Origin of the sequence: Corallococcus sp. AB032C, assembly GCF_003668935.1 — a bacterium.
Taxonomy (GTDB): Bacteria; Myxococcota; Myxococcia; order Myxococcales; family Myxococcaceae; genus Corallococcus; species Corallococcus exiguus.
In genome coordinates this window covers 49,823-71,341 of the sequence record NZ_RAWP01000019.1, presented here as the reverse complement: position 1 = coordinate 71,341, position 21,519 = coordinate 49,823, and the positions used below count along the sequence as shown (strand labels likewise).

Genomic DNA, 21,519 nt, shown 5'->3' with positions numbered 1-21,519 from the left:
CGGCCATGAGCGACCCTTCCTCGCGACACAAGGACCTGCCGACGTACGCCGTGCCGCTGGGCCCGGAGGGCGCCACGGTGTCGCTGTACGTGCCCCGCGTGGCGCCGAGCGTGCCCACGTCCCTGTTGCACAAGGTGGTGGCGGGGGACCGGTTGGACCTGCTCGCGCAGCGCTACTTCAGCGACCCGTACCAGGCGTGGCGCATCGTGGACGCCAACCCCACCTTCGAGCCCGAGGCGCTCCTGGAGCCGGGCACGGTGCTGTTCATCCCGGAGAAGCCCTGATGGCGGATCAGCGCGCGGCGTTCCTCCAGCTGTGGATCGACGGGCAGCCCATGACGGACGCCCGCGGCCGGGTGTCGCGCCTGGAGGTGGACGAGCGCACCGACGACGCGTCCTCCTTCCACCTGTCCCTGGACATGGCGCCCACGGACTCGGGGGACTGGGACGCGCTGGCGGACGGGCGCTTCGCGCTGCTCAAGCGCGTCACCATCAGCTTCGGGCTGGGCGCTCCGGACAGCGAGGCGCCGGACGTGCAGGAGGTGGTGTTCGACGGCTACATCACCGCGGTGGAGCCGTACTTCGGCCCCTCGCGCATGCCGGACTCGTCGCTGGAGGTGTACGGGCTGGACGCGTCGTGCCTGATGCACCTGGAGGAGCGCACGCGCTCGTTCAGTGGCCTGTCCGACGCTGGCATCGTGCGGCAGCTGTACGGTGAATACGGCTTCGCGTTGGACGTGCAGGAGACGGCGCCCGTGCGAGACCCGGCGCGGGCGGTGGTGCTCCAGCGCGGCACGGATGCATCGCTCCTCCGGTGGCTCGCGCGGCGCAACGGCTTCGAGGTCTTCGTGGAGCGCAAGCAGGGGCCGGTGGGCGCGGGCGCCAACGCGGCGCCGGAGAGCGTGGGCCACTTCCACCTGCCCCGGCCAAATGGTCCGAAGCAGCCGGACCTGTCGCTCATTCCGCGCTCCACGCCGACCGTCATCGAGCTCAAGGCGCGCTGGGAGAGCCACCGCCCCACGGAGCTGCATGGCGAGCACATCGACGAGCGTACGAGGCGGATCCGCTCCGCCACGGTGACGGCGCCGCGTTTCCCACGCATGGGGCCCACAAGCCGCGCGGACATCCTGAAGGCGCGCATGGCGGCGGTACTCCCGAAGCGGCCCCAGACGAAGGCGGTGGGCCTGCAGTACGTGGACGTGCCGCACGACGTGCCGGAGGTGGAGAACCTGGCGTGGTCGGACTACCGCGAGGCGGATTGGCTGGCGGAGGCGAACGGCACGGTGCAGGGCCTGCGCTACGAGCGCATCCTCCGCGCCCGGCGTCCGGTGGGGCTCGTGGGAGCGGGCAAGCTGATGGATGGCACCTGGTACGTGCGCGGCGCGCGGCACCGCTGGGTGTGGGCGGAGGCGCTGGCCCGCTACGAGGTGGACGTCGACCTGGCGCGCGACGCGCTCAACGGGGTGGCGTGATGGGGCGCGGCCTGCACTTCCCCTTCCAGTTGGGAGACCTGGGCACGCCGCGCACGGTGGGGCCCTCGCAGGTCATCCGTCAGCAGTTGGAGCAGTTGCTCTTCACTCTGCCCGGGGAGCGGGTGAACCGGCCGCGCTTCGGGTGCGGCGTGCAGCGGATGGTGTTCGGCGCCGCGAGCCCGGAGGCCGCCGCCACGACCGAGTACATCATCCGCCTCAACGTGCAGGAGTTCATGCGCGACCAGGTGCGCCTGGACGCGGTGAAGGTGAGCGCCGAGGACGCGACGCTCTACGTGGACATCCTCTACACGCTGCTGGCGACGGGCGAGGAACACGCGGAGCTGTTCCGCCGGGACCTGGAGGCGCCGCCGTGAGCGCGCGGGTCCTGACATTGCCGCTGGAGGCGTCGCTCGCGGAGGCTCAGGCCGCGTTGGAGACCACGCCGCCGGGCGAGGTGAAGTGGGTGCTGCCCGTGGGCGAGGGCGTGCTCACCTCGAACTTCGTCATCGGCACGCCCGCGCACGCGCTACGGCTCACGGGCGGCCCGGGTGTGACGCTGAAGCTTGACGGCGGGACGCTCGCAGTCACGGGGCTCGTCACCGGACTGTCGGGTGTGACGGTGGTGGCGTTGGACGCCGGGCTGGTCCTCCTGGGGACGCGGGTGGAGGTGTCGGACGTCACGGTGAGCGCCACGGCGTCAGGGGATTGCGCGGCGGTGAGCGTGGAGACGCCGGACGGCACGGTGGTCATCGACTCGCTCACGGTGACGCAGGCGAAGGGCGAAGTGGCGACGGGGCTCCGGTTGCTGGCGACGGAGGCCCGCGTCACGGGCCTGTCCGTGGACGGCGTGCGGGCCACGGCGGGGGATGCCTTTGGAGTGCGGGCGGTCTGTCAGCGTTCGCAGTGGGCGGACGTCGCGGTGCGCAACGTCATGGGCATGGAGACGGGCGTAGGCCTGGAGCTGGCGGGCTTCACCCGAGCGGACCTGTCCGGGCTCACGGTGTCGCAGGTCTCCGGGCCGAACGCGACCGGAGCTCGGGTGCTGGTGGCTCGGGAGGAGGGCGAGGGCCTGTCCATGGTGGACGTGTCCGTGAGCGAGGTGGATGCGTTCGGGGTGCAGTGGAGCATCGGGCTCTTGGTGGCCTCGGCGGGCGCGCTCCAGGTGCGTGGCTTCACCGTGCAACGGGTGCAGGGCGGGTTCCCGATGGGCGTGCTCGCACTGGGCGGGCGGAGCATCGAAGTGGCCATGGGCCAGGTGGAGGATGTCTCCGCCGGAACGCGCGCCACGGGCATGCGGGTGCTGGGGGGCCCTTCGCTGGAGCCGGTGGTGGTTCGTGACGTGGAGGTGAGCCGTGTGTCAGCGGCGCCTGTTCCGGTGTCCGCGCAGCCCGAGGCGTCCTGGTCCGACTGGCTCATCGCCGCGTTGGATGCACTGTCTGCTTCGGTCGTGGGGCCGCTGACGCTGCCTGCGTTTCCCACCGATGCGGACGTCGTGGGCCTGCACGTGGCCGCGCCGCTGGGCGGCCTGGAGCCGGTGCTGGACGTGGGCACGCCGGGGGAGATCGCCATCGAGGACTGCTCCCTCTTCGTCATCACCGGCACCGCGTTGCAACTGGAGGGCGGACTGCGCACGGCGCTGGTGCGGCGCACCGAGGCCTGGACGTCGGTGCACGCGGGCTGGCTTCAGGCGGAGCAGTTGCTGCTGGCGCAGCTCACCTGGCACCGGCATGCGCATGGGCTGCGGCTGGGGCCCGGAGAGATTCGCGCCTACGACTCGCTCTTCACGGCCATCGTGGGCGCGCCGTTCGTGCTGGAGCCGGACGCGGAGCTGTCCGCCTCTCTCGCACTGTTCGCTCAGGGCGCGGCCCCGCCGTTCCTGGAGGTGGGGCCACTGCCGTATCGGACGCCGGGGACTCCGGAGATTCCTCCGGTGTTGCTCACTGGTGGCCTGCCGCCCCCGGAGACCGTGGACCTGCGGCTGGTTCCGGATGCTGCCATCTCGCGGGCGGCCGTGCCGGTTCCGGGCGATGGTCCTCGCGACCCGCCGCCATTCATTGGCGCGTGGGCTCCGGACGTCGTGCCGGGCTGTGACGTGAGGGATCCGCAGCCGCGCCCGTGGCTCGCGGCCCCGGAGCGTCCGGCGCCTGGCGCGCTGGTGGACTACCAGGCTCGCGATGCGCAGTCGTTGCTGGCGGTGATGCTGGAGCGGGCTCGCACGGTGATGTCGCCGTGGGAGGACCGGGGGCCCGCGGACTTCACGACCATGTTGCTGGAGGCCGTGGCCGCGCAGCTGGACTCGCTGGCGTACCAGCAGGAGCGCGCGGTGGTGGAGGGCTTCCTGGAGGACGCCCGGTTGCGGCGCTCCGTGGAGGACCACGCGCGCGGACTGGATTACGTGCCGGATCCGGGGCTCTCCGCCACGGTGATGCTGCGGTTCCGATTGGATCCGGAGGCGCTCGCGGCGCTGGTGAAGGCACGGCTGGAGGAACTGAATCTGTCGGTGCTTCCGCCCGGCACCACCGCGCTGGAGTTCCTCACCGGTGGCGGCGTGCTGGAGATTCCCGCTGAAACGCTGGTGGCGAATGTCTCCACGGACGAGCACTCGCTGGTGTTCGTCACTGAGTCGCCCCTGTCGTACTTCCCCCGGCTGGAGATCGTGACGCTCGCGGAGTCCGTGCAGTTGGGGGACACGGGCGCCACGCTCGCGGGTCTGTACCCGGAGCTGGAGCCCGGCCGTTGGCTGATCCTCTACCGGGGCCGCGGCGAGAGCGGGCACGTGGTGCGAGTGACCTCCGTGGCGCTCGCCACCGATACGACCTTTGTCGGGTGGGATCCCCGCAGGTTCGCGCCGGAGGTGTTCCTGGCGCCGGGAGACCCCGCACCTGGGCCTCGCGCGACGGTGCTGGGCAACGTGGTGCCCGCGCATCACGGGCTGCCGGTGACTCCGCTACCAGAGGGCTTCGAGGCGGACTCCGCTGAGCCCTTCGCGCGCGGCCTCGCGCAGTGGCGCGCGTTGCTGTCCCCGGTCGTGGACGGCAGCGAGGAGCGCGAGTTCGCCCTGCCGTTCCATCCGGTCAGCGTCCAGGCCTTTGGGTATCCACTGCCGGAGGAGACGTCGCGGCGCGGGACGCCCCAGCTCCAGGTGAGCGTGGAGGACGACCCCTGGACGCTGGTGGACGACCTGTCCGTCCAGGGGCCAGGGGATGAGGTGTTCGTGCTGCGCGCGACCCCCACGGGTGGCGCCAGCCTGCGCTGGGGCGACGGCGTCAACGGCGCCGTGCTTCCGCCCCGGGAGACGACGCTGGGACTGTCGCTGCGCGTGGGGCTGGGGACAGCGGCCAACGTGGGGGAGGGCGTGCTCACGCGGTTGCTCCAGGTGCCGTTGGATCCGCAGCGCTCCGCGTCCGCGGGTGAGCTGCTGGCCCAATCGATGGACGACGTGCGCGCGTTGGTGCGCGTGGATAATCCGCTGCCCGCGGTGGAGGGACGCGACGCGGAGTCGCTCGACTCCATTCGCTACCGCGCACCGGCTGGCGTGTCGCAGCCGCTGTCCGCCGTCACGGTCGACGACTACGTGCGGATGCTCCAGCAGATGCCGGAAGTGGCGGGGGCTTCGGCGCGCGCCGTGGACCGGGACCTGCGCACGGTCATCCGCGTGACGGTGTTGCTGCGCGACGAGGACACGCTCGACCGCGACGAGCTGCTGCGCCGATGGGCGGGGGTGCGCAGTCGCCTGGAGGAGATCCGCCTGCTGGGCGTGGACGTGGAAGCGCTGCCGCCAAAATGGGTGCCGCTCGACTTGGACCTGGAGGTGGATGCCGCGCCGCATGCGCAGGCCGACCAGGTGCGCGGCGCGGTGGTGGGCGCCATCGCGGGGGACGGCGGCCTGTTGGATCCGGACCGCTCTGGCCTGAACGGCGACGTGCAGCTCGCGGACCTGTACCAGGCGGTGCTGCGCGTCCCGGGCGTAACGGCGGTGCGGGTGAAGCGCTTTCGCCGGCTGGAGCCCCAATCGCAGGAGCGGCTGGAGGCGGGCGTCATTCCCATTGGACCCGACGAGGTGGCCACCGCTCGGGGTGGTTACTGGCCGGGTTCGGAAGGCGTCCTCACCGTGCAGGTGTGCGGAGGGCTGCGATGAGCCGCGTTCCCTCCACGCACCAGGCGCTGACGCATGAGCAGCTCCGCACCCGGCTGGGCGAGTCGGCGCGCATCGTCTTCACCCGGCTGGACGAAGCGCCCACGTGGAATCCGCTCGCGTACGCGGCGCCATCCTCGGTGGACCTGGGGCGGGGGCTGCTGGACAGCGTGGCGCTCGCGCTGCACGTGCTGTGGACGTATCAGCAGGCGTGGGCGGAGGAGAGCTTCCTCGCCACCGCGCGGCTGGAGGACTCCGTCTCCAAGCTGCTCGGGCACATCGGTTATCGGCCGAGTCCGGGCACCGCGGCGGTGGGGCTCCAGCACTTCCGCTGCAAGGCGAACGTGCGCGGCACGCTGTCGCCGGGAACGGCGGTGAATTCAGCGGCGGAGGGGGAAGAGACCGCCGCTGTGTTCGAGACGCTCGCGCCGCTGCGCCTGCTGCCGGAGCTCAACGAACTGCGCGCGTTCCTGCCCCCTCTGGTTGGAGCGGGGACAAGAACCGGGACGGGGACGGAGACGGGCGGGGGAACGGGAACAGGTGGAGGCACGGGGACGGGTGGAACGGGTGGTGGGACCGGTGCGCCTTCCGGCGAGGCGGGTGAGCCTGGGGCTCCGGCTCCCACGGGCGGCATCTTCGGGACTGGCTCGGTGGTCGCGGGGCTTCAGGAACGCATCGAGGTGCAGCGCCACGGTCCGCTGGAGGAACGGCAGGTGGCTCGCGCGAAGCAGGATGCTCGCAAGCTGGCGTCGTTGATGAAGACGTTGGACCTGGGCGGGGATGCGGCGTGCAAGAGCACGCTGGACGCGCTCTGCGAACAACTGTGCGAGGCCCAGAAGGCCGTGGCGCAGGCGGTGCCTCCCCCCGGCCGTCCCGTGGGCGCGTTGTCCGAGTCGCAGGAGATCCTCGCCCGCCAGCTCCGCAACTTGCAGAAGCGGCAGGCGGACGCACTGGCCGCGCTGGAGGAGGCGCTGGCCCCGTGCGCGGACGAGGACCCGACCGTGCACGCGGTCCGGTTGGACAGGATGGTCACGTTCCTGGATGCCTTCGTGAACAGCCTCATCCAGGAGGCACGGGATCAACTCGTCATCCTCAAGGGCAGTGAAGCGCTGAACCGGGCGGACCAGGCCTTCGGCGCGGAAGCGGGAGTGGCCCGGCCGTTGGGCGTGGCGGCATCCGGAACGGACTCCCTCTACCTGCTGCCGATGACGGATGCCTCCGGGCTCACCTCACAGGAGCCGCCGGTGCGGCCAGGAGACTGGTTCGTGCTGGCCGAGGACGTGGAGCGTCTGGGCCCCGGAGGAGCGAAGGGCACGGAGCGGATCTACCGCGAAGCACTGCGCGTGCTGCGCGTCCGCACGGAGGTTCCGCCCGGTCAGCGCACGCCGATGACGCAGGTGACGTTCCAGCCACCGCTGTCGCGCGCGTACTCGTTGGACGGCGTGGTGTTGCTGGGAAACAACACGCTCGTCAGCGAGGGCTCCACGGTGGAGGAGATCGCGGTGCCCGCGCTGGATCTGCGCACGGTGTCGCTGCTGCATGGGCCGGTGACCTGGTTGCGCGACCCGAGCCGCGCGGGAGGCCGCCGGCCGGAGGTGTCCCTGACGGTGGGAGGCCGCGCGTGGATGCAGGTGGATTCGTTGTTGGACGCCGCGCCGGATGAGCTGGCCTTCGCGGTCGAGTCGCTGCCGGCCGGGGCCGCGCGGCTGCGCTTCGGGGAAGGGGACCATGGTTCGGCGTTGCCCCTGGGCGCGGAGGTGCGGGTCCGCTACCGGGTGGGCAGAGGGACGGGCGGCAACCGGGCCGCGCTGCGGCTGCTGGCAATGGCGAGCCCGCATCCCTGCGTGGAGAAGACGTTCAACCCGTTGCCGCTGGCCGGAGGAACGGATCCGGAGGCACCGGCGCTGGCGCGCGTGCGAGGGCCAGCCACGGTGGGCGCGATGGACCGCGCAGTGTCGCTCTCGGACGTGCAGGCGCTGACGTTGGTATTCGACGGCGTGCACCGCGCGAACGTGTTCCGGGATGGCGTGCGCCGCCGTTCGCTGAAGGTGGTGGTGGCTGGGCCGGAAGGAGTAGCCCTGGGCGCAGCCGAACTGGAAGCTCTCCACGCGCACCTGGCGGCACGGGTGGCGCCGAAGGTGGAGCTGAACCTGATCAACCGGCAGCGTGTGGAAGTGCGGCTGCGGGTGCTGCTGCGCGTGGTGAAGGGCGCGGATCCGGTCGCGGTGCTTCAAGAGACGCGTCTGCGGCTGGGCGTGGACCGCGACCCGGAGCGTGAGCCTGGACTGCTGGATCCGGATCGCGTGGAGCTGGGACAGGATCTTCAGCTGTCGGACCTATACGGCGCGCTCGCGGAGATCACGGGCCTGCGTTCGGTGGTGGTGCAGCGGCTGCATCGCGAAGGCACGCCGCCAGCCCTCTTCGAGCGCATCGTCACCGCGCCCGGCGAACTGCTCGCCTGGGCCCCGCCGTCCGGAGAAAGCGATGGCGTCGCGCTCACCTACGAGGAGGCCCAGGACCTATGAGCCCCGCCTCGACGCGCCCGACCGGCCCCAGCCCCAGGCCCGCGGACATGGGGTCAGTCTCCGTGGCTGAGAAAGAGGGAACCCTGCGGGGACTCCCGGCTGCGGCGCACCGCAAGAACCTGTCCGACAGTCGGACAGGTTGGGACCGTGTCGGGCGGGAGGTTCACGGCATTGATGTTCGGGCGCTTGGTGCGGCGCGTTACGGCGTGGCCGCGACGCTCCCAGTCGTGGAGGGGCAGGCCTCATGAGCCCTCCTTCTCAGCGGCTGCTCCAGCTCCTCCCGGGTCTCTACACGGCGCGGGACTCCACGCTCGCGGATCAGCCGCTCCTCAAGCTGCTCGCCGTGCTGGGCATGGAGCTGGATGCGTTCGCGCGCGCGGTGGATCAGCTCTGGGATGATCACTTCGTGGAGCGTGCGGGTCCGCAGGCGCTGCCGTTGCTCGCGGAGTTGATGGGCGCACGGCTGATCACCGATGACCCTCGCGTGCAGCGCGGAGTGGTGGCTCGCGCGGTGGCGTGGCGAAGACGGAAGGGCACGCTCGCGTCGCTGGAGGAGGTGCTCTCCGTCACCAGCCTCTGGGACGTGGAGGTGGATGAGTCCTTCCGTTCGTTGCTGGAGACCCAGGACCTCAACGACCTGCTGCCCTGGCGCGGCCGCAGCGCGGTGATGTGGGATCCGATCGGCCTCGCGGATCCGCTCACCCGCCGCTCGCCTGGCATCGAGCGTCCCCGCGATGGTGTCCCGGAGCGTGGCCCCTTCATTGGCATCGCTCCCGGGGAGACGCTGGACCAGGCCTTGCGCCGGCTGGGGAGCGCGGATGCGGGCCGTGTCGCCGCGACGCCGCGCACGCTGGACCTGCTGGGCTGGGCACGTCCGGATGTTGCCCTCATCCGCACCGCGCGCCTGACGCCCGTGGAGTTGGAGGAAGTCACCCCGGCCACCGTGCTCACGCTGCCCAACGGCTACCGGGGCTTTCGCGTGGATCCACTGGACCGCGATGGCCCCCTGGTGTGGCTCAAACCCCTGGAGCGCGCGGACCTCACTGGAGGCCTCTCCGCTCGCCATGAGCCCGCGCCTCCGTCGCTCGTCACGGGACGCACGGCGGCGATGCTGCTCACCCCTACCTCGCTGGCCGAGGACGCCGCCGTCGCTGAACGCGCGGATGCCATCACCGTCTCCGTCGACGGCATTCCGCTGGTGGGTCCGGAAGCCCTGCCGCTTCTGCGTGGCCCCCTGCCCACCGCGCCCTTGGGGCCCGCCCCCACGCTGCGCTTCGCGGACAGGGGCAGGCCTTCGCCTGGAGACACCTGGCGACTGACGCTGCTGGCCGCGCGTGAGAACTCGGACACGGTGCTCCTGTCCACTGAACTGGTGTCGGACGCACTGAACGCCGTCACCGTTACGCCGGAAGCGAACCAGCTCCTGGGCGGCAAAACGGCGGCGTTGCTCGTTGAACGGGTGAGCGGTGAGCCGCGACTGCGCGACGCGGACGGCACGTGGCGCACCCTCACCGTGGGTCTGCGCCAGGGGCCTCCTCGCAGCAACGCCATCCGCGTGGACCTGGCCGGTGCGCCGTGGGTCGCGCGCATCGAGCAACACCTCGCGGACGGCAGCCTGCGCCTTGCCCGCTTCGACGCGAGCGCTGACGGCGCGCCCTGGCAGGTGGCGGAGCTCATCGGCGCGTTGCCTCCAGACGGTCCAGGCATGTCCCTGGCCATCGCTGGTGACTCACTGTTGCTGGTGGCACCGGACGGCACGGGGAAGCTGGGCGTGTGGTCGGTGACGGGCCTGGACACCGTGACTCCGACGGGGACGCGGTTGGACACCGCGAGCCCTCGGCAGCCCTCGGCGCGACTGGCTCCCAGCCTGTGCGTGCGCGGCGGCCGGCTCTTCGTCTTCGGCGGTGACCTGGGCGGTGCGCCTACTGGAGACCTCTGGTCGCTGCCGGTCACGGGCGGACCGTGGCGGCCCCATGCGGTGCGCAACCGCCAGGAGCGCAAGGCCGCGACGCTGCTGAGCACGGCGCAAGGACTGATGCTCCTGGGCGGCGAGGCCGTGACGGGAGAACTGGCCGTGCCGGTGATGCTGTGTGACCCGGCCTCCGCGAGCCCCGTCTGGCGCCCCCTGGCTCCACTGCCCATCACCGCGAACCTGCCCGGTACGCTCGTGGCAACCACCACCGCCGACGGAGTGGAGGCGCTCGTCTGGGCGGACACGACGCGCCCTCAATGGATGACGCTGAAGGCAGGCGAGGATGCCTGGGTCGCCGGACCGCTGGAGGCCTCGGGCACGAACCCGCCGGTTCCGGGCGAAGCGCTGTACGTCGATGGGCGCGTGCTCCTCACGGATCCGGCGCCGCTGCCCGCGTCGGAGGTCGTCTTCTCATTGGGCGGTCGCGGCTACCTGGCCTTCCTGCCAGAGTTGGCTCTGCTCCCGGATGAACTCCTGCGTTTCAACGTCGCCAACGACGGCGCCGCGTTCATCGAACCTCGCGAGGGCCAGCCGCTCCCGCTCGATTCCCGGCCCGGTGGTGCGTACCACTCGCGGGATGCTTCCGTGGCCGGCGGTGCGCGGCGCTATTCGGTGCCCGGACGGCTGAGTCGCCACCCGTTCCAACTGCGCCAGCGAAGCCTGGGCCCGTGGACGACGCTCGCTCCGAGCATCGCCACCGGCATCGTCGCGGTGGATCCACGCCTGGGCCGCGTCGTGCTCCAGGACGACGCGCCCGTGGGCCGCGTCACTATCTCCGCGCGGGTAGGGCGGGGCGCCTCATTGGGAGCGGGGCTGCTTCCGCCGAACCGCCGTCCGCCCACCGCGTGGGCGGAGCCGGACTTCCCGTTCATTGATCCGCCGGACCGTCCTGGCGACCGTTCCGGCACCGGCCTTCCTGTCACCGCATGGATCTCTCCGGAGCGAGCGGGCGGAGTGCTGGCGGCCGGAGGCCAGGAGCGGCCCATTGTCGCCACCGTCGCGGATGGACTCCAAGCCGGAGAGCCTCCAGTGCTGGCGACTGGAGGACAGGCGCGCCCCATCGTCGCAACCGGCACGTCCTCGGTGCTGGCGACTGGAGGCCAGTCACCGCAGGACATCGTGAACGTCGCGGAAGGAAGTCCGTCCGGAACATCTCCGGTGCTGGGCCTCATTGGTTCGCCGCGGCTGGCTCCGGAGCGCCTGTCACAGGGCCTGGACAACGGGCTGTCCCTCTTCGCCGCGGACACGGGTGCTACGCCCTGCATCGGCGCGGACGAGCACGGCCTCTCGTTGGCGTTCTACCCGGGCTTCGGAGGCAGTGCGGCCACGCGCGTGTGGCTCGCGGGCCTATGGCTCGCGGGACGGCTGGAGCTGGTGCTCGCTCTGGGGCAGGCGGACCTGCGCTGGTGCAACCTGGGCGCGCCCGGACAGGTGGGCCTGTGGATGCCGGGCGGTGGGCACCAGGACATCAGCGCGCGGCGTTCGCTGCCTCCCGCGGACGTGGAGCTACGCCTCTACGGATGCATGGTGGGCATCATCGAACTGCCGCCCTGGGTGCACCTCATCGCCGCGGGCTGCACCTTCGACGCCGGAGACCGCGACGCCGTCGCCATCCGAGCGGCGGGCGCGACCGTGCGACTGCGGCACTGCACGGTGCTCGGGGCCACGGAAGCGGGCGTGCTGGAGGCTTCCTCCTGCGCGTTCGCGGGCGAGGTGCGCACGGACCGGCCGGACCTGGGCTGGCTGCGCTACAGCCTCCTCGCACGCGGCGGCCAGCCTCCGGTGTCGCACCAGTCGCGGGTGCACACCGTGTCCTTCCAGTCGAACCGCCAGACGGACCCGGGCTACCTCGTCCTGGGCGACAACAACGGCCCCGAAGCGCTCCACGCCTCCGAGCGCGGCGGAGTCCCCGGTGCCCACGACGAGCGCTCCGACCATGAGCGCGAACTCTCCGCGCGCACCGACGACAGCATGCCCATTGGCATCACGCCCTTCCACGCCGACCGCAGCCAGGACGACCTCGTTCGGATGAGCCGATCATGACCGTGAAAGCGTACACCTCCAGGTCCCGCTTCGACGAAGCCCGGCGATTCTCCGGCGTCTATCAGCAGATGGGGCGCATGAGCCTCGACGCCGACTGGAACGAGGAGGTGCGGCTGCGCACCGTGGACTCGCGCCGCCGCTCCGCCGACGTCGCCGAGGGCTCGCCCGACGACGGCTTCCGAATCGTCGACACGTACCTGGTGGATCCCATCCGCAATGTGCTCGGCTGGACGGGGCAGGGACTGCCCGCGGACGACGAGCGCATCATCCCGCGCGAGCTGCGCCTGGACCGCTACGACACGGAGACGCTCCCGTTCGTGGTGCGCAGCCGGGGCCACATCGCGCTGCGCCGCACGCTGCCCGCGCCGTTGGACGTCACGGCCGTGCCGCGCTCGGACGACACCACCTTCACCGCCTCCGCGCTCGTCATCGGCCTGCGCTTCGAACGACCGCTCACCGACGATGAGTTCATCGACCTGCGCGTGGTCGTCGCGGACACGGACGGGAACGAAGCGGTCCTCTCCGCCGGTCTGGGGCAGCGGCCCACGGGCTGGAACGACGTGCGCTTCCCCGTCGCCGCGTTCGCGAGCGTGGACCCGACGAAGCTGAGCTCCTGGGGCGTGCTGGGCCTGCCGCCCGTGGCCCGCACCTGGGTGGCCGCGCTGCGAGTGGAGGACGCGGCGCTGGGGGCCGATATCATTATAAGAGGTGGTGACGGGACGCTGCCGGGCGCGGGCCGCATGCTGCTCGACGGCGTGCGCATCTTCCTGGAGCAGGATCTGCGCTACTCCGTGCAGCCGGATCTACCGGAGGCGGATCCGCTGGCGGAGCTGCCCACGGACGGCTCGCGGCACCACTTCTTCTTCCTCGACTGCTGGGAGCAGACCACCACCCAGTACGACGACGCGTTCCTGGAGGAGCCCGCGCTGGACGGACAGGACACCACCGTGCGCCTGCGGCTCGTCACCCAGGTGCGCGCGCTCCAGGGACTGGCTGACACCGATGCGGAGGTCCTGCCCACGCCCACCAGCGACGCACGCCTCACCACCAACATCCCGAAGGGCGCGCTGCCAGACCGCTTCCCACCCGAGCCGCTGGATCCCTGCCGAGACCGCTGCCTGTCCACGGAGAACGCCTCCACGGGAGAGGGCTACACGGGCTCCGACAACCTCCACTTCCGCGTGGAGTTCTTCCGGGGCGGCGCGCAGCCGGTGGTGCTGTGGTCGCGAGACAACGGCTCCACGGTGCTCCCGCTGACCGCGCCCGCAGCGGCGGATGCGATGACGCTCCAGGTCTCCCCCGCGAGCGCCGCGAAGCTGCGCGCGGGCGACGTCGTCGTCATCGAAGACCGGGTCACCCGGCTCCAGCCGGAAGGCCCGTCGCTGCCAGTGCTGCGGCGGCTGCGAGGCGTCCAGGCGGACACGGGCAAGCTGGAGCTGGCGGACGCGAGCGCCGTGCTCACCACGGACCCCGTGCCGCTCCCCGTGGGAGGCACACTGGGCCGGGCCTTCGACCCGGAGCAAGGCGCGGTGGTGCGCCGGTGGGACGGCGGCGACCTGCTGGTGCCCAACACGCGCTACCGCTTCGACGACGGCATCACGCTGGCGTTCGACAACATGGAAGGACGCGCGACCGAATACTGGTCCTTCTCCGTGCGAGTGCGCGCGGCGGACGGCGCGGCCCGGGGCGAAGTGGAGCAGCTCACGGACGCGCCCGTGCACGGTCCGGTGCACCACTGCGTGCCCCTGGCGCGAGTGACCGGCGGCGAGACGCGAATCTTCGAGGACCTGCGGCCGCGCTACCTTCCGCTCGCCCAGGTGCGAGACAGGTTGGTGGAGCTCTCCGAACGCGTCATCGGCCCGGGCGTCTTCACGGTGGTGGTGGGCGACGGCGTGCGCAGCTTCGGCGACGTCGACCAGGACCTGCTCGAAGGCATCACCGGCGACGAGGCGCTCCAGGCGGCGGTGGACCGGATGGGAGGGCAGGGCGGCTCCATCTTCGTGCGAGCCGGCCGCTACAAGCTGGAGCACCCGGTGCTGCTGCGCAACCTGTCCTCCGTGCACCTCCTGGGCGACGGAGAGGCCACCGAGCTGCGCACCCAGGGCTCCGGCGGCGCCTTCTTCGTGGACCGCTGCGGCCTGGATGGCGACGTGCGCATCGAGGACCTCAAGCTGGTGGAGGCCCCCTTCGAGGACGTGGTGATTGGCGGAGGCCTCCAGCCCGTGGTGAAGGCGGTGAAGACGAGCGTGGCCATGTCGAACGGCCAGCGCTTCGTGCCGCTGGTGGAGGTGGACGACGACCGGGTGCTGGAGGAGGACGACGTGAAGCACCCGTCCGCAGAAGCCGACTTCGTGGACGTGGTCGTCGACCGCATCAAGGCCATCGTCCCGGGCCAGGGCCGCGCGGCGGGCTCCGTGGTGGCCACCCTGGTGCAGCTGCGCAAGCTGCAACGCCAGCATCCAGGCCAGCCACTGGAGGACGTGCCGGAGGCGAAGCCGCTGCTCGACGCGCTGGCGGCGCTGCCTCACGGCGTGGTGACGCTGGCGGACTCCAGCGGCGTGACGCTGCGCCGCTGCCTCATCCAGGCGAACCAGGCCGGCTCCGAGGCGACCGGCGTGCTGGTGACGGGCACCTGCGCTCGCATCGTCATCGACGAGAACCGCGTCGGCGCGGCGACAGGCATCGCGGTGGCGCCGTATGCCCCGTATCTCGCGGAGCGCTTCCTCGCGTCCTTCCCGCGCGCGGGCCTCTTCGTGGACGCGCTGGCCATCACCAACAACCGGCTCCAGCCGCTGGGGGACGCGACCACGGGCATCCACGTGGCGGATGGGCGCCTGGCGGGCGTGGAGGTGCGCGGCAACCGCATCCAGGGCTTCCAGGTGGGCATCCTGGTGCAGGACCTGGCGGAAGGGGGACTCGCGGGGCCGGTGGACCGCGTGGTGGTGGCGGAGAACCAGATTCTGGGCTCCGCGGCCGTGGGCATCCAGGTCGCGGGCGACGGCGTGGACGTCGTGGGCAACGAGATCCGCAACGCCGTGTCGGACGGCCTGTTCCAGGTGGGCATCCAACTGGCGGGCCGGGCACTGCGAGTGCGCGAATCATGGATCTCCCTCCCTGCCGTGCCCGCCGCGTCCGTGCTGGGCGTGGTGGCCGGCATCGTCGTGGGCGACGGCCTGGATGACGGCGCGTCCAACGGCCGCCCCGCCTCGGACGTGGAGGTGGTGGACAACCGCATCGAAGGCGACGGCGAGTCCACGCCGGGCTTCGGCATCCTGCTGGGCGGTCCACAGCCGGTGTTCGACGTGCGCATCCGGGGCAACGTGGTGCGCGCGCTGGGGGACTCGGCCGTGCGCACCTGGGGCACGGGCGGCGCGGTGGGACGCCTGCGCGTGGAGGACAACCGCTTCGAACAGGTGGCGCTCGCGGACGTTCCGTCGCAGGAGGACAACACGCTGGCGCTGTCCCGCCTGGACCCGGGCCTGGAGGCCGTGCTGAGCGCGGACGCGAAGTCCCGTCCCCGGCCGCTCGTGGAGGCGCTGCTCGCCAACGCCACGACCCGCGTGCGCGCTCCCCTGGACGCTGCGCTGCGCTGGCTGGAGCGGTTGACACTCCGGGGCGCGGTGGTGCTCGCGGGCGTGGACGAGGCGCAGGTGCGCGGCAACCGGCTGCTCCAGGTGGGGCGCACGGAGGCCTACGGCGCGCCTGGACTCCCGGACGCGGAGGTGCGCGCGGCGGGCATCGCGGTGGTGTCCGGCTCCAGCATCACCGTGGAGGGCAACGAGGTGGACGGCGTGCACGCGCCGGTGACAACAACGCAGCCGCCGCCCGTGACGGGGCCGGTGAAGCTGCCGCCCATCACCGTGGTCCTCCAGCAACTCAGTGTCACGAGCGCCACCGTTCGCCCGGAGCGCGCGGACGTGCACTCCGCCGTGGTGGGCCTGTACGCCATCGTGTTGCAGTACACGGGCGCGAACGTGGACGGACGCCAGAAGCTTGGCCGGGGCCTGTATGGCCCGCTCGACACCCTGTTGGTGGAGCTGGAGGACCTGGGGACCGTGCCCGACTCCATTCTCTCCGCGCTGGAGAACGACGTCGCGGATCTGCGCGCCGCCCAGAGCTTCAACGACCACACCCAGACCGCGCACGCGGTGCGCTCGTCGCTGAGCCGCGCCTCCAGCTTCACCGCGCCGGACCCCGTGTCCCAGGAGGCGTGGGACATGGTGGCGCAGTTCGATCTGGCCACCGTGTCCGGCAAGGACGCCGTCGCGACGACGGCGGACCGCATCAAGGGCGCCTTCGACTCGCTGGTGCAGGGCCTGCCCTCCGACACGAAGGAGATCCTCCTCAAGGCCCTGGCCCGGGTGCAGGGCGGGCCGGGTGACCTGACCGCGATCGTCACGCTGGCGGGGGCGTTGAGCCAGGTGGCCCAGCTGCGCGAGGCGCAGGCGCAGCGCGCGCGGCAGCCCGTCATCGGCCAGGCCGTGGGACCCAAGAAGACCATCATCGGGACCTTCGCCCAGGCCGCGCTGCAACAGCTGCCGCTCCAGCCGGGCACGCGGGGCGCGAAGGCCAATACGGACGTGCTCGTGCAGCTGCGCCTGTCCAAGGATGCCCTGACGGATCAGCTCCAGCAGCTCCACCCCGCGCTGGCCTCGCAAGTGGAGGCGGACTACCGCGACGTGGAGCGCACCGGGGGCCAGATGCAGCCGGTGGTGGACCGCATGCGCGCCACCCTCAAGCAGGTGCTGGACTTCACCACCGGCGTGCTGCCCTCGTCGGACGTCACGCCGGAGGACGGCGCGCGCGTCGCGGCACAGGGGCTCACCGCCACCATCGGCCTGTACGCCACGAACCTGGACCGGCAGGCGGCGGGCCTCGTCTCTGAGTCCGACGACACGGTGGAGAAGCAGCTGCGCTCCTTCGGCACCGCGGTGGGCCAACTGGGCGAGCTGGTGAGCGGCGACGCGGAGCTGTCCGCGCTCTCGTTGCAGGCGCACCAGGCGGTGCTCGACGCCATTGCCCAGCCGCAGAAGCGCATGGAGCAGGTGGCCATCGCCCGGAGCCTCCTGGACCGCATCCGTGTGCAGACACTGGAGGTGCTGCCCATGCCCCTACCGCCCGTGCCGGTGAAGGCGGAGCCGCTGGAGCGCTGGGTCTCCGCCCTGGGCGCGCTGGTGCTGGCGGTGCGCGGCATGGCGCCGGGGCCGGTGCTCAGCGGCTCGTTGCAGCTCTACCTCTCCCAGTACGACCGCGTGCTGGACATCGCGGGCATCCAGGGGAGGCTCCGCACGCTGGCGCTCCAGCGAGTGAGCGACGCCATCACCGCGCTCACCAGCGGCAACGGCGGTGTGCCCGCGCGCCAGGCCCTGCACCTGCTGGTGGACGAGCCCGCGACCACCGCCGCGGAGGCCGTCGCCAAATCCAGCGCGGTGACGGCCGAGCTGGACGCCGCCGCGGTCCTGCTGCGCGCCGTGGAGCAGGCCCTGGACCCCGCCGAGGACGACGCATCACGAGTCGCGCGGCTCCAGGAGTACCTGCGTCAGCGCTCCGACAAGGTCTCCGCGTCGCTCGTCGCCGTCGTCACCGGCATGCAGGAGCTGGACGGCATCCTGGACATGCTGCGCAAGTCGCTGGAGCAGCTGGCGCGCGGCGAGGCCCCGGACCCCGGCGACCTGGTGGATCCCGTCTTCGACACCTTCCCGTTGCCAGCGGACGGCCTCTTCGTGTCCGGCGTGCAGGGCCGCGTGCGGCTGGCGGACAACACCGTGCGCGACACCGTCACCGGCATCACCGCCCTGGGCGCGGCGGGGCACCTGCTGACGGAGGCGCCCACGGATCCAGGCTCACTGCTGGACGTGGATGGCAATCGGCTGGAGGGCTGCGCGGTGTCGGGCCTGCGGCTGCGGCCGGACCTGTCCGTGACGGTGGTCTCCGACAACCACCTCTTCGCGTGCGCGGGCCTGCCCACCGCGGGCGAGCCCGGCATGGGCCAGGCGGTGGCCTCCTTCGTGGGCTCCGGCGAGCTGGTGGTAAAGGGCAACGTCTTCCTGGAGAGCGGCAACACGCTGCCGCAGGCGGTGCTCCACGAGGTGGCCATCGACTGGCGAGGCGAGACGGTGGTGCGCGGCAACACCGTGCGCCACGCGGGCGGTGGTGGCGGAGGCGCGGGCGTCCTCGTCGTCACCGACACGCTGCCTCCGGACCTGGTGACGAAGTTGTCGCGCGTGCCCTTCCTCGCCACGGACCCGGTGCCCAAGCCGAGCACGGATGGCCGCACGGTCCCCGGCAATTCATCGCCGTCCTCCATCGCCACGCTCGCGTCGGTGCCCCGCGTGGAGGACCTGGTGCAGCTGGGTTCGTTGAAGCAGAAGTTCGCCACGGGGCCGGTGCTCAACCGCGCGCTCGCGGTGACGGCCGCGGACTTCGCACCCACCCTGAGCGCCAGCGCGGCGGCCTCGCGCTATCTCACGGCGACGACGGCGCTGGTGCAGCCCGCGCTGGTGGACTTCCTCGTCAAGCCCATCCCCATCCTCCCGAAACCAGTGGTGAAGGAGAAACGGGGCGTGCAGGTGGAAGGCAACGACATCACCGCGCGAGGCCCTGCGCTGCTCCTGCTGGGCAACGGCGGCGCGGTCATCTCCGCGGCCGTGTCCGGCAACGAGCTGCGCAGCGAGGGCGGCGTGGGCGCGGTGTACTTGCGCCGCGCGGACTCCACCGTCTTCAGCGGCAACCGGTGCCAGTGCCTGGACGCGGTGAACGTCGTCGTCCTGCGCGTGGAGAAAGCGCCGGTGACCTTCACCGGCAACGTGGTGCTGGGAGCGGAGACGGTGACGCCGCCCCCGCCGGTGGTGCGTCCCCAGTGGCTGATGCCCTCGGACAGGCTGACGCTCCAGATTCCCGTGGGCGGAGGCTCCACCCTGGGCGTGCCCCTGGACCAGGAGCTGCTCCTGGGCGGCCTCCAGCGCCGCCGCGACGTGGCAAGCGATGCCTTCTCCACGCTGCTCGCGGAGCTCGTCTTCCAACCCACGCCCCTCCCTCCCCAGGCCCGGGCGGAGGTCCCCGCCAAGGGCGTGCTGGACAACGCGACGATGCAGGACGTCCGCTCGAAGCTGCCCGCGACCATGGACGTGAGCATGGCGGCCCGGACGCTCTACGGAATCGCGGTGACGAAGGACGACTCGCCCACGAGCGCGCTGCGGGACCTGGTGGACCGCGTCGCGATGCACGCGGACAAGCCCGAGGACGTGCAGGGCCAGGTGCGCTCCGTGCTGACCGCGGCGGACGGCGACCCGAAGAAGGCCCTCCAGTTGGTGGACAAGAGCGTGCTCGGCATCGACTCGGCGGCGTCCACCGTGAAGGAGAGCATCCTCAATGTCTCCGTGCTGCACGAGGTGCTGGCGGACTCGTTCTACACGGGCGGCACCACCGGCCCCATACCGGTGCAGGACGCGGGCATCCGGCCTCTCCCACCGGAGCCGCTGCCGGATCCGTATGCCCACTCCGTCATCATCCTGGGCGGCTCGCGCGTGGCGGCCGTCGGCAACGCGACCACCTCCGGTGTGCACGTCCAGGAAGCCGACGCCGTGGTGGAGCTCAACCCGTAGCGCTGGAAGTCCCTTTCGCGAGGACACCCCCATGCCCGACCCCTTCGCCCTCAGTGGCCGTGTCGCCCTCCAGCGCACCGCGCTGCCCGAAGTCTCCCTCTCCGCCACGCCGGACGCGCCCGACGCGAAGGCCGCGACGCTGGAGAACCTGGCCGGCACGCGCGCGAAGCTGGACCTGGACACCGCGGTGCTCAGGGCGCTGGACGTGCGCATCTCCCGCCTGCCGCCGGTGCCCACGGTGCCCGTGACGCTCCAGGACCTGGTGCGCGCCGCGCGCCGCAGGCTCGCCTCCGAGCGCCAGCGCGACGTGGGCATCTGGGTGGACACGCGCGTGAAGCTGGCCACTCGGCTGGTGCAGAAGCTGGAGGAGTGATGCGCAAGCTGCTCGAAGCCAGCATGGGGCAGCGCTGCTACCTCTTCACCACGTTGGGCCAGGTGTACGTGGGCCTGGTGGTGGAGCTCATCGACGACGTCGTCCACCTCACCGGGCCGGATGGCGCCACACCCGTCTACATCAACCTGTCGGACGTCTCCGGCGTGCGCCAGTACGACGAGGACGACGACCTGGGGAGCGCGCGATGATCGAACAACTGCTGCAGCAGCTCATCGAACGCACGGAGAGCCGCTACTTCGGCAAGTACCGGGGCTATGTGACGAACGTCTCGGACCCGCTCAACCTGGGGCGCATCCAGTGCGTGGTGCCGCGCCTGATGGGGGATGTGGCCACGGGCTGGGCCATGCCGTGCACGCCGTACGCGGGACCGGATCAGGGCCTCTTCGTGGTGCCGGACGTGGGCGCGGGCGTCTGGGTGGAGTTCGAGGGCGGAGACCTGTCCCAGCCCATCTGGAGCGGCATGTGGTGGGGGCAGCCCGCGCTCGCGGACCTGGGCCAGCCAGACTCCACCGCGCGAGTGGCTCCGGACGTCAGCGAGATTCCCAAGCACGACTACCCGCCCCAGTCCGCGGTGCCGGGCGTGCGGATGCTCAAGTCCGCCACGGGCCACTACATCGTCCTGGACGACCGGCCGGAGACCGCGCGTGTGGAGATCCACGACCGGCAGGGCAACCGCGTCATCCTGTCCGCGGAAGGCCTGGACCGGCTCATCAGCAACGAGCGCACGGTGAACGAGGGCAACCGCTCCGCGGAGGTGGACGGCGACGACCACCTGGAGGTCGCGGGCAAGCAGGACGAGACGGTGGACGGCAGTCACACCCGCGACGTGGGCGGGGACGTGTCGCTGCACGTGACGGGGTCGCTGACGGAGAAGGTGGACGTTGCGGGCTACTCGCGCACGGTGGGTGGCAGCGGCGTGAAGGAGATCGTGGGCGGTCCGCGCGAGGACCGCATCCAGGGCAGCCACACGCGCATCGTCTCCGGCGCGTCGCAGGAGACAGCGGTGGGAGGCTACGGCGTCACGTCCGGCGGCAACGTGAACCTCGCCGCGGGCAAGGCGGTGAAGGTGGCCGCGGCGATGCCGGACATGCCGGGCCCGTCGCTCAACGCTGTCTCCATCGACGCGCTGGCGGGCAACGTGTCCATCAACACGATGCTGGGCGTGTGCCAGATGGGAGGAATCACCGCCATCTCGCCCATGGTGTTGGGGGACGGGCTGGCCATCCACTTCACGATGCTGGCGCAGATCCTCAAGGCGGTGAACCCGATGACGGTGGCCGCGTACGGGCCACTGCTGGATGTCTGGGCGGCGATGACGCCGATGCTGGACTGGTCCTACTTCGGCTTCGTCAAGCGCATGCCGGTGGGGTGACGC

General features: G+C 71.6%; 10 protein-coding genes. All 10 read left to right on the top strand.

Going from position 1 to position 21,519, the window contains the following annotated elements:
- Window positions 1-5 precede the first annotated feature (5 nt).
- The 10 genes from D7X99_RS11240 (at window position 6) to D7X99_RS11195 (ending at window position 21,516) form a co-directional block, all read left to right on the top strand.
- The gene (locus D7X99_RS11240; protein ID WP_120574501.1) at window positions 6-284 is read left to right on the top strand and encodes a LysM domain-containing protein; all 279 of its coding nucleotides are present in this window, start codon (window positions 6-8) and stop codon (window positions 282-284) included.
- The gene (locus tag D7X99_RS42780) at window positions 284-1,471 is read left to right on the top strand and encodes a phage late control D family protein (protein WP_120594164.1); all 1,188 of its coding nucleotides are present in this window, start codon (window positions 284-286) and stop codon (window positions 1,469-1,471) included. Before D7X99_RS11240 ends, D7X99_RS42780 begins: the two co-directional genes overlap by 1 nt.
- A complete protein-coding gene (locus D7X99_RS11235) occupies window positions 1,471-1,845 on the top strand; it encodes a GPW/gp25 family protein (protein WP_121777768.1) in 375 nt (124 codons plus the stop codon). The genes D7X99_RS42780 and D7X99_RS11235 overlap by 1 nt, the downstream gene beginning before the upstream one ends.
- Complete coding sequence (locus D7X99_RS11230) at window positions 1,842-5,609, top strand: baseplate J/gp47 family protein (RefSeq protein WP_121777767.1); 3,768 nt, start codon at window positions 1,842-1,844, stop codon at window positions 5,607-5,609. Before D7X99_RS11235 ends, D7X99_RS11230 begins: the two co-directional genes overlap by 4 nt.
- On the top strand, window positions 5,606-8,131 hold the full coding sequence (locus tag D7X99_RS11220; protein WP_158626984.1) for a hypothetical protein: 2,526 nt from the start codon (window positions 5,606-5,608) through the stop codon (window positions 8,129-8,131). The genes D7X99_RS11230 and D7X99_RS11220 overlap by 4 nt, the downstream gene beginning before the upstream one ends.
- Before the next feature lie 244 nt (window positions 8,132-8,375).
- Window positions 8,376-12,146 (top strand): phage tail protein, encoded by a 3,771-nt coding sequence (locus D7X99_RS11215; protein ID WP_121777764.1) that lies wholly within the window; start codon window positions 8,376-8,378, stop codon window positions 12,144-12,146.
- Window positions 12,143-19,750: a right-handed parallel beta-helix repeat-containing protein gene (locus tag D7X99_RS11210; protein WP_121777763.1), complete on the top strand. Its 7,608-nt coding sequence runs from the start codon at window positions 12,143-12,145 to the stop codon at window positions 19,748-19,750. The genes D7X99_RS11215 and D7X99_RS11210 overlap by 4 nt, the downstream gene beginning before the upstream one ends.
- 31 nt (window positions 19,751-19,781) lie before the next feature.
- Window positions 19,782-20,123, top strand: coding sequence for a hypothetical protein (locus tag D7X99_RS11205; RefSeq protein WP_121777762.1), 342 nt, complete (start codon window positions 19,782-19,784; stop codon window positions 20,121-20,123).
- Window positions 20,123-20,332, top strand: coding sequence for a hypothetical protein (locus D7X99_RS11200; RefSeq protein WP_120565664.1), 210 nt, complete (start codon window positions 20,123-20,125; stop codon window positions 20,330-20,332). The genes D7X99_RS11205 and D7X99_RS11200 overlap by 1 nt, the downstream gene beginning before the upstream one ends.
- Window positions 20,329-21,516: a phage baseplate assembly protein V gene (locus D7X99_RS11195; RefSeq protein WP_121777761.1), complete on the top strand. Its 1,188-nt coding sequence runs from the start codon at window positions 20,329-20,331 to the stop codon at window positions 21,514-21,516. Before D7X99_RS11200 ends, D7X99_RS11195 begins: the two co-directional genes overlap by 4 nt.
- The last annotated feature ends 3 nt before the right edge of the window (window positions 21,517-21,519 follow it).

Excerpts from the sequence above, each read along its gene's own strand:
- D7X99_RS11215 (WP_121777764.1), top strand. The coding sequence starts at position 8,376 with ATGAGCCCTCCTTCTCAGCGGCTGCTCCAGCTCCTCCCGGGTCTCTAC.
- D7X99_RS11210 (WP_121777763.1), top strand. The coding sequence starts at position 12,143 with ATGACCGTGAAAGCGTACACCTCCAGGTCCCGCTTCGACGAAGCCCGG.
- D7X99_RS11235 (WP_121777768.1), top strand. The coding sequence starts at position 1,471 with ATGGGGCGCGGCCTGCACTTCCCCTTCCAGTTGGGAGACCTGGGCACG.
- D7X99_RS11195 (WP_121777761.1), top strand. The coding sequence starts at position 20,329 with ATGATCGAACAACTGCTGCAGCAGCTCATCGAACGCACGGAGAGCCGC.
- D7X99_RS11240 (WP_120574501.1), top strand. The coding sequence starts at position 6 with ATGAGCGACCCTTCCTCGCGACACAAGGACCTGCCGACGTACGCCGTG.
- D7X99_RS11220 (WP_158626984.1), top strand. The coding sequence starts at position 5,606 with ATGAGCCGCGTTCCCTCCACGCACCAGGCGCTGACGCATGAGCAGCTC.
- D7X99_RS11200 (WP_120565664.1), top strand. The coding sequence starts at position 20,123 with ATGCGCAAGCTGCTCGAAGCCAGCATGGGGCAGCGCTGCTACCTCTTC.
- D7X99_RS42780 (WP_120594164.1), top strand. The coding sequence starts at position 284 with ATGGCGGATCAGCGCGCGGCGTTCCTCCAGCTGTGGATCGACGGGCAG.
- D7X99_RS11205 (WP_121777762.1), top strand. The coding sequence starts at position 19,782 with ATGCCCGACCCCTTCGCCCTCAGTGGCCGTGTCGCCCTCCAGCGCACC.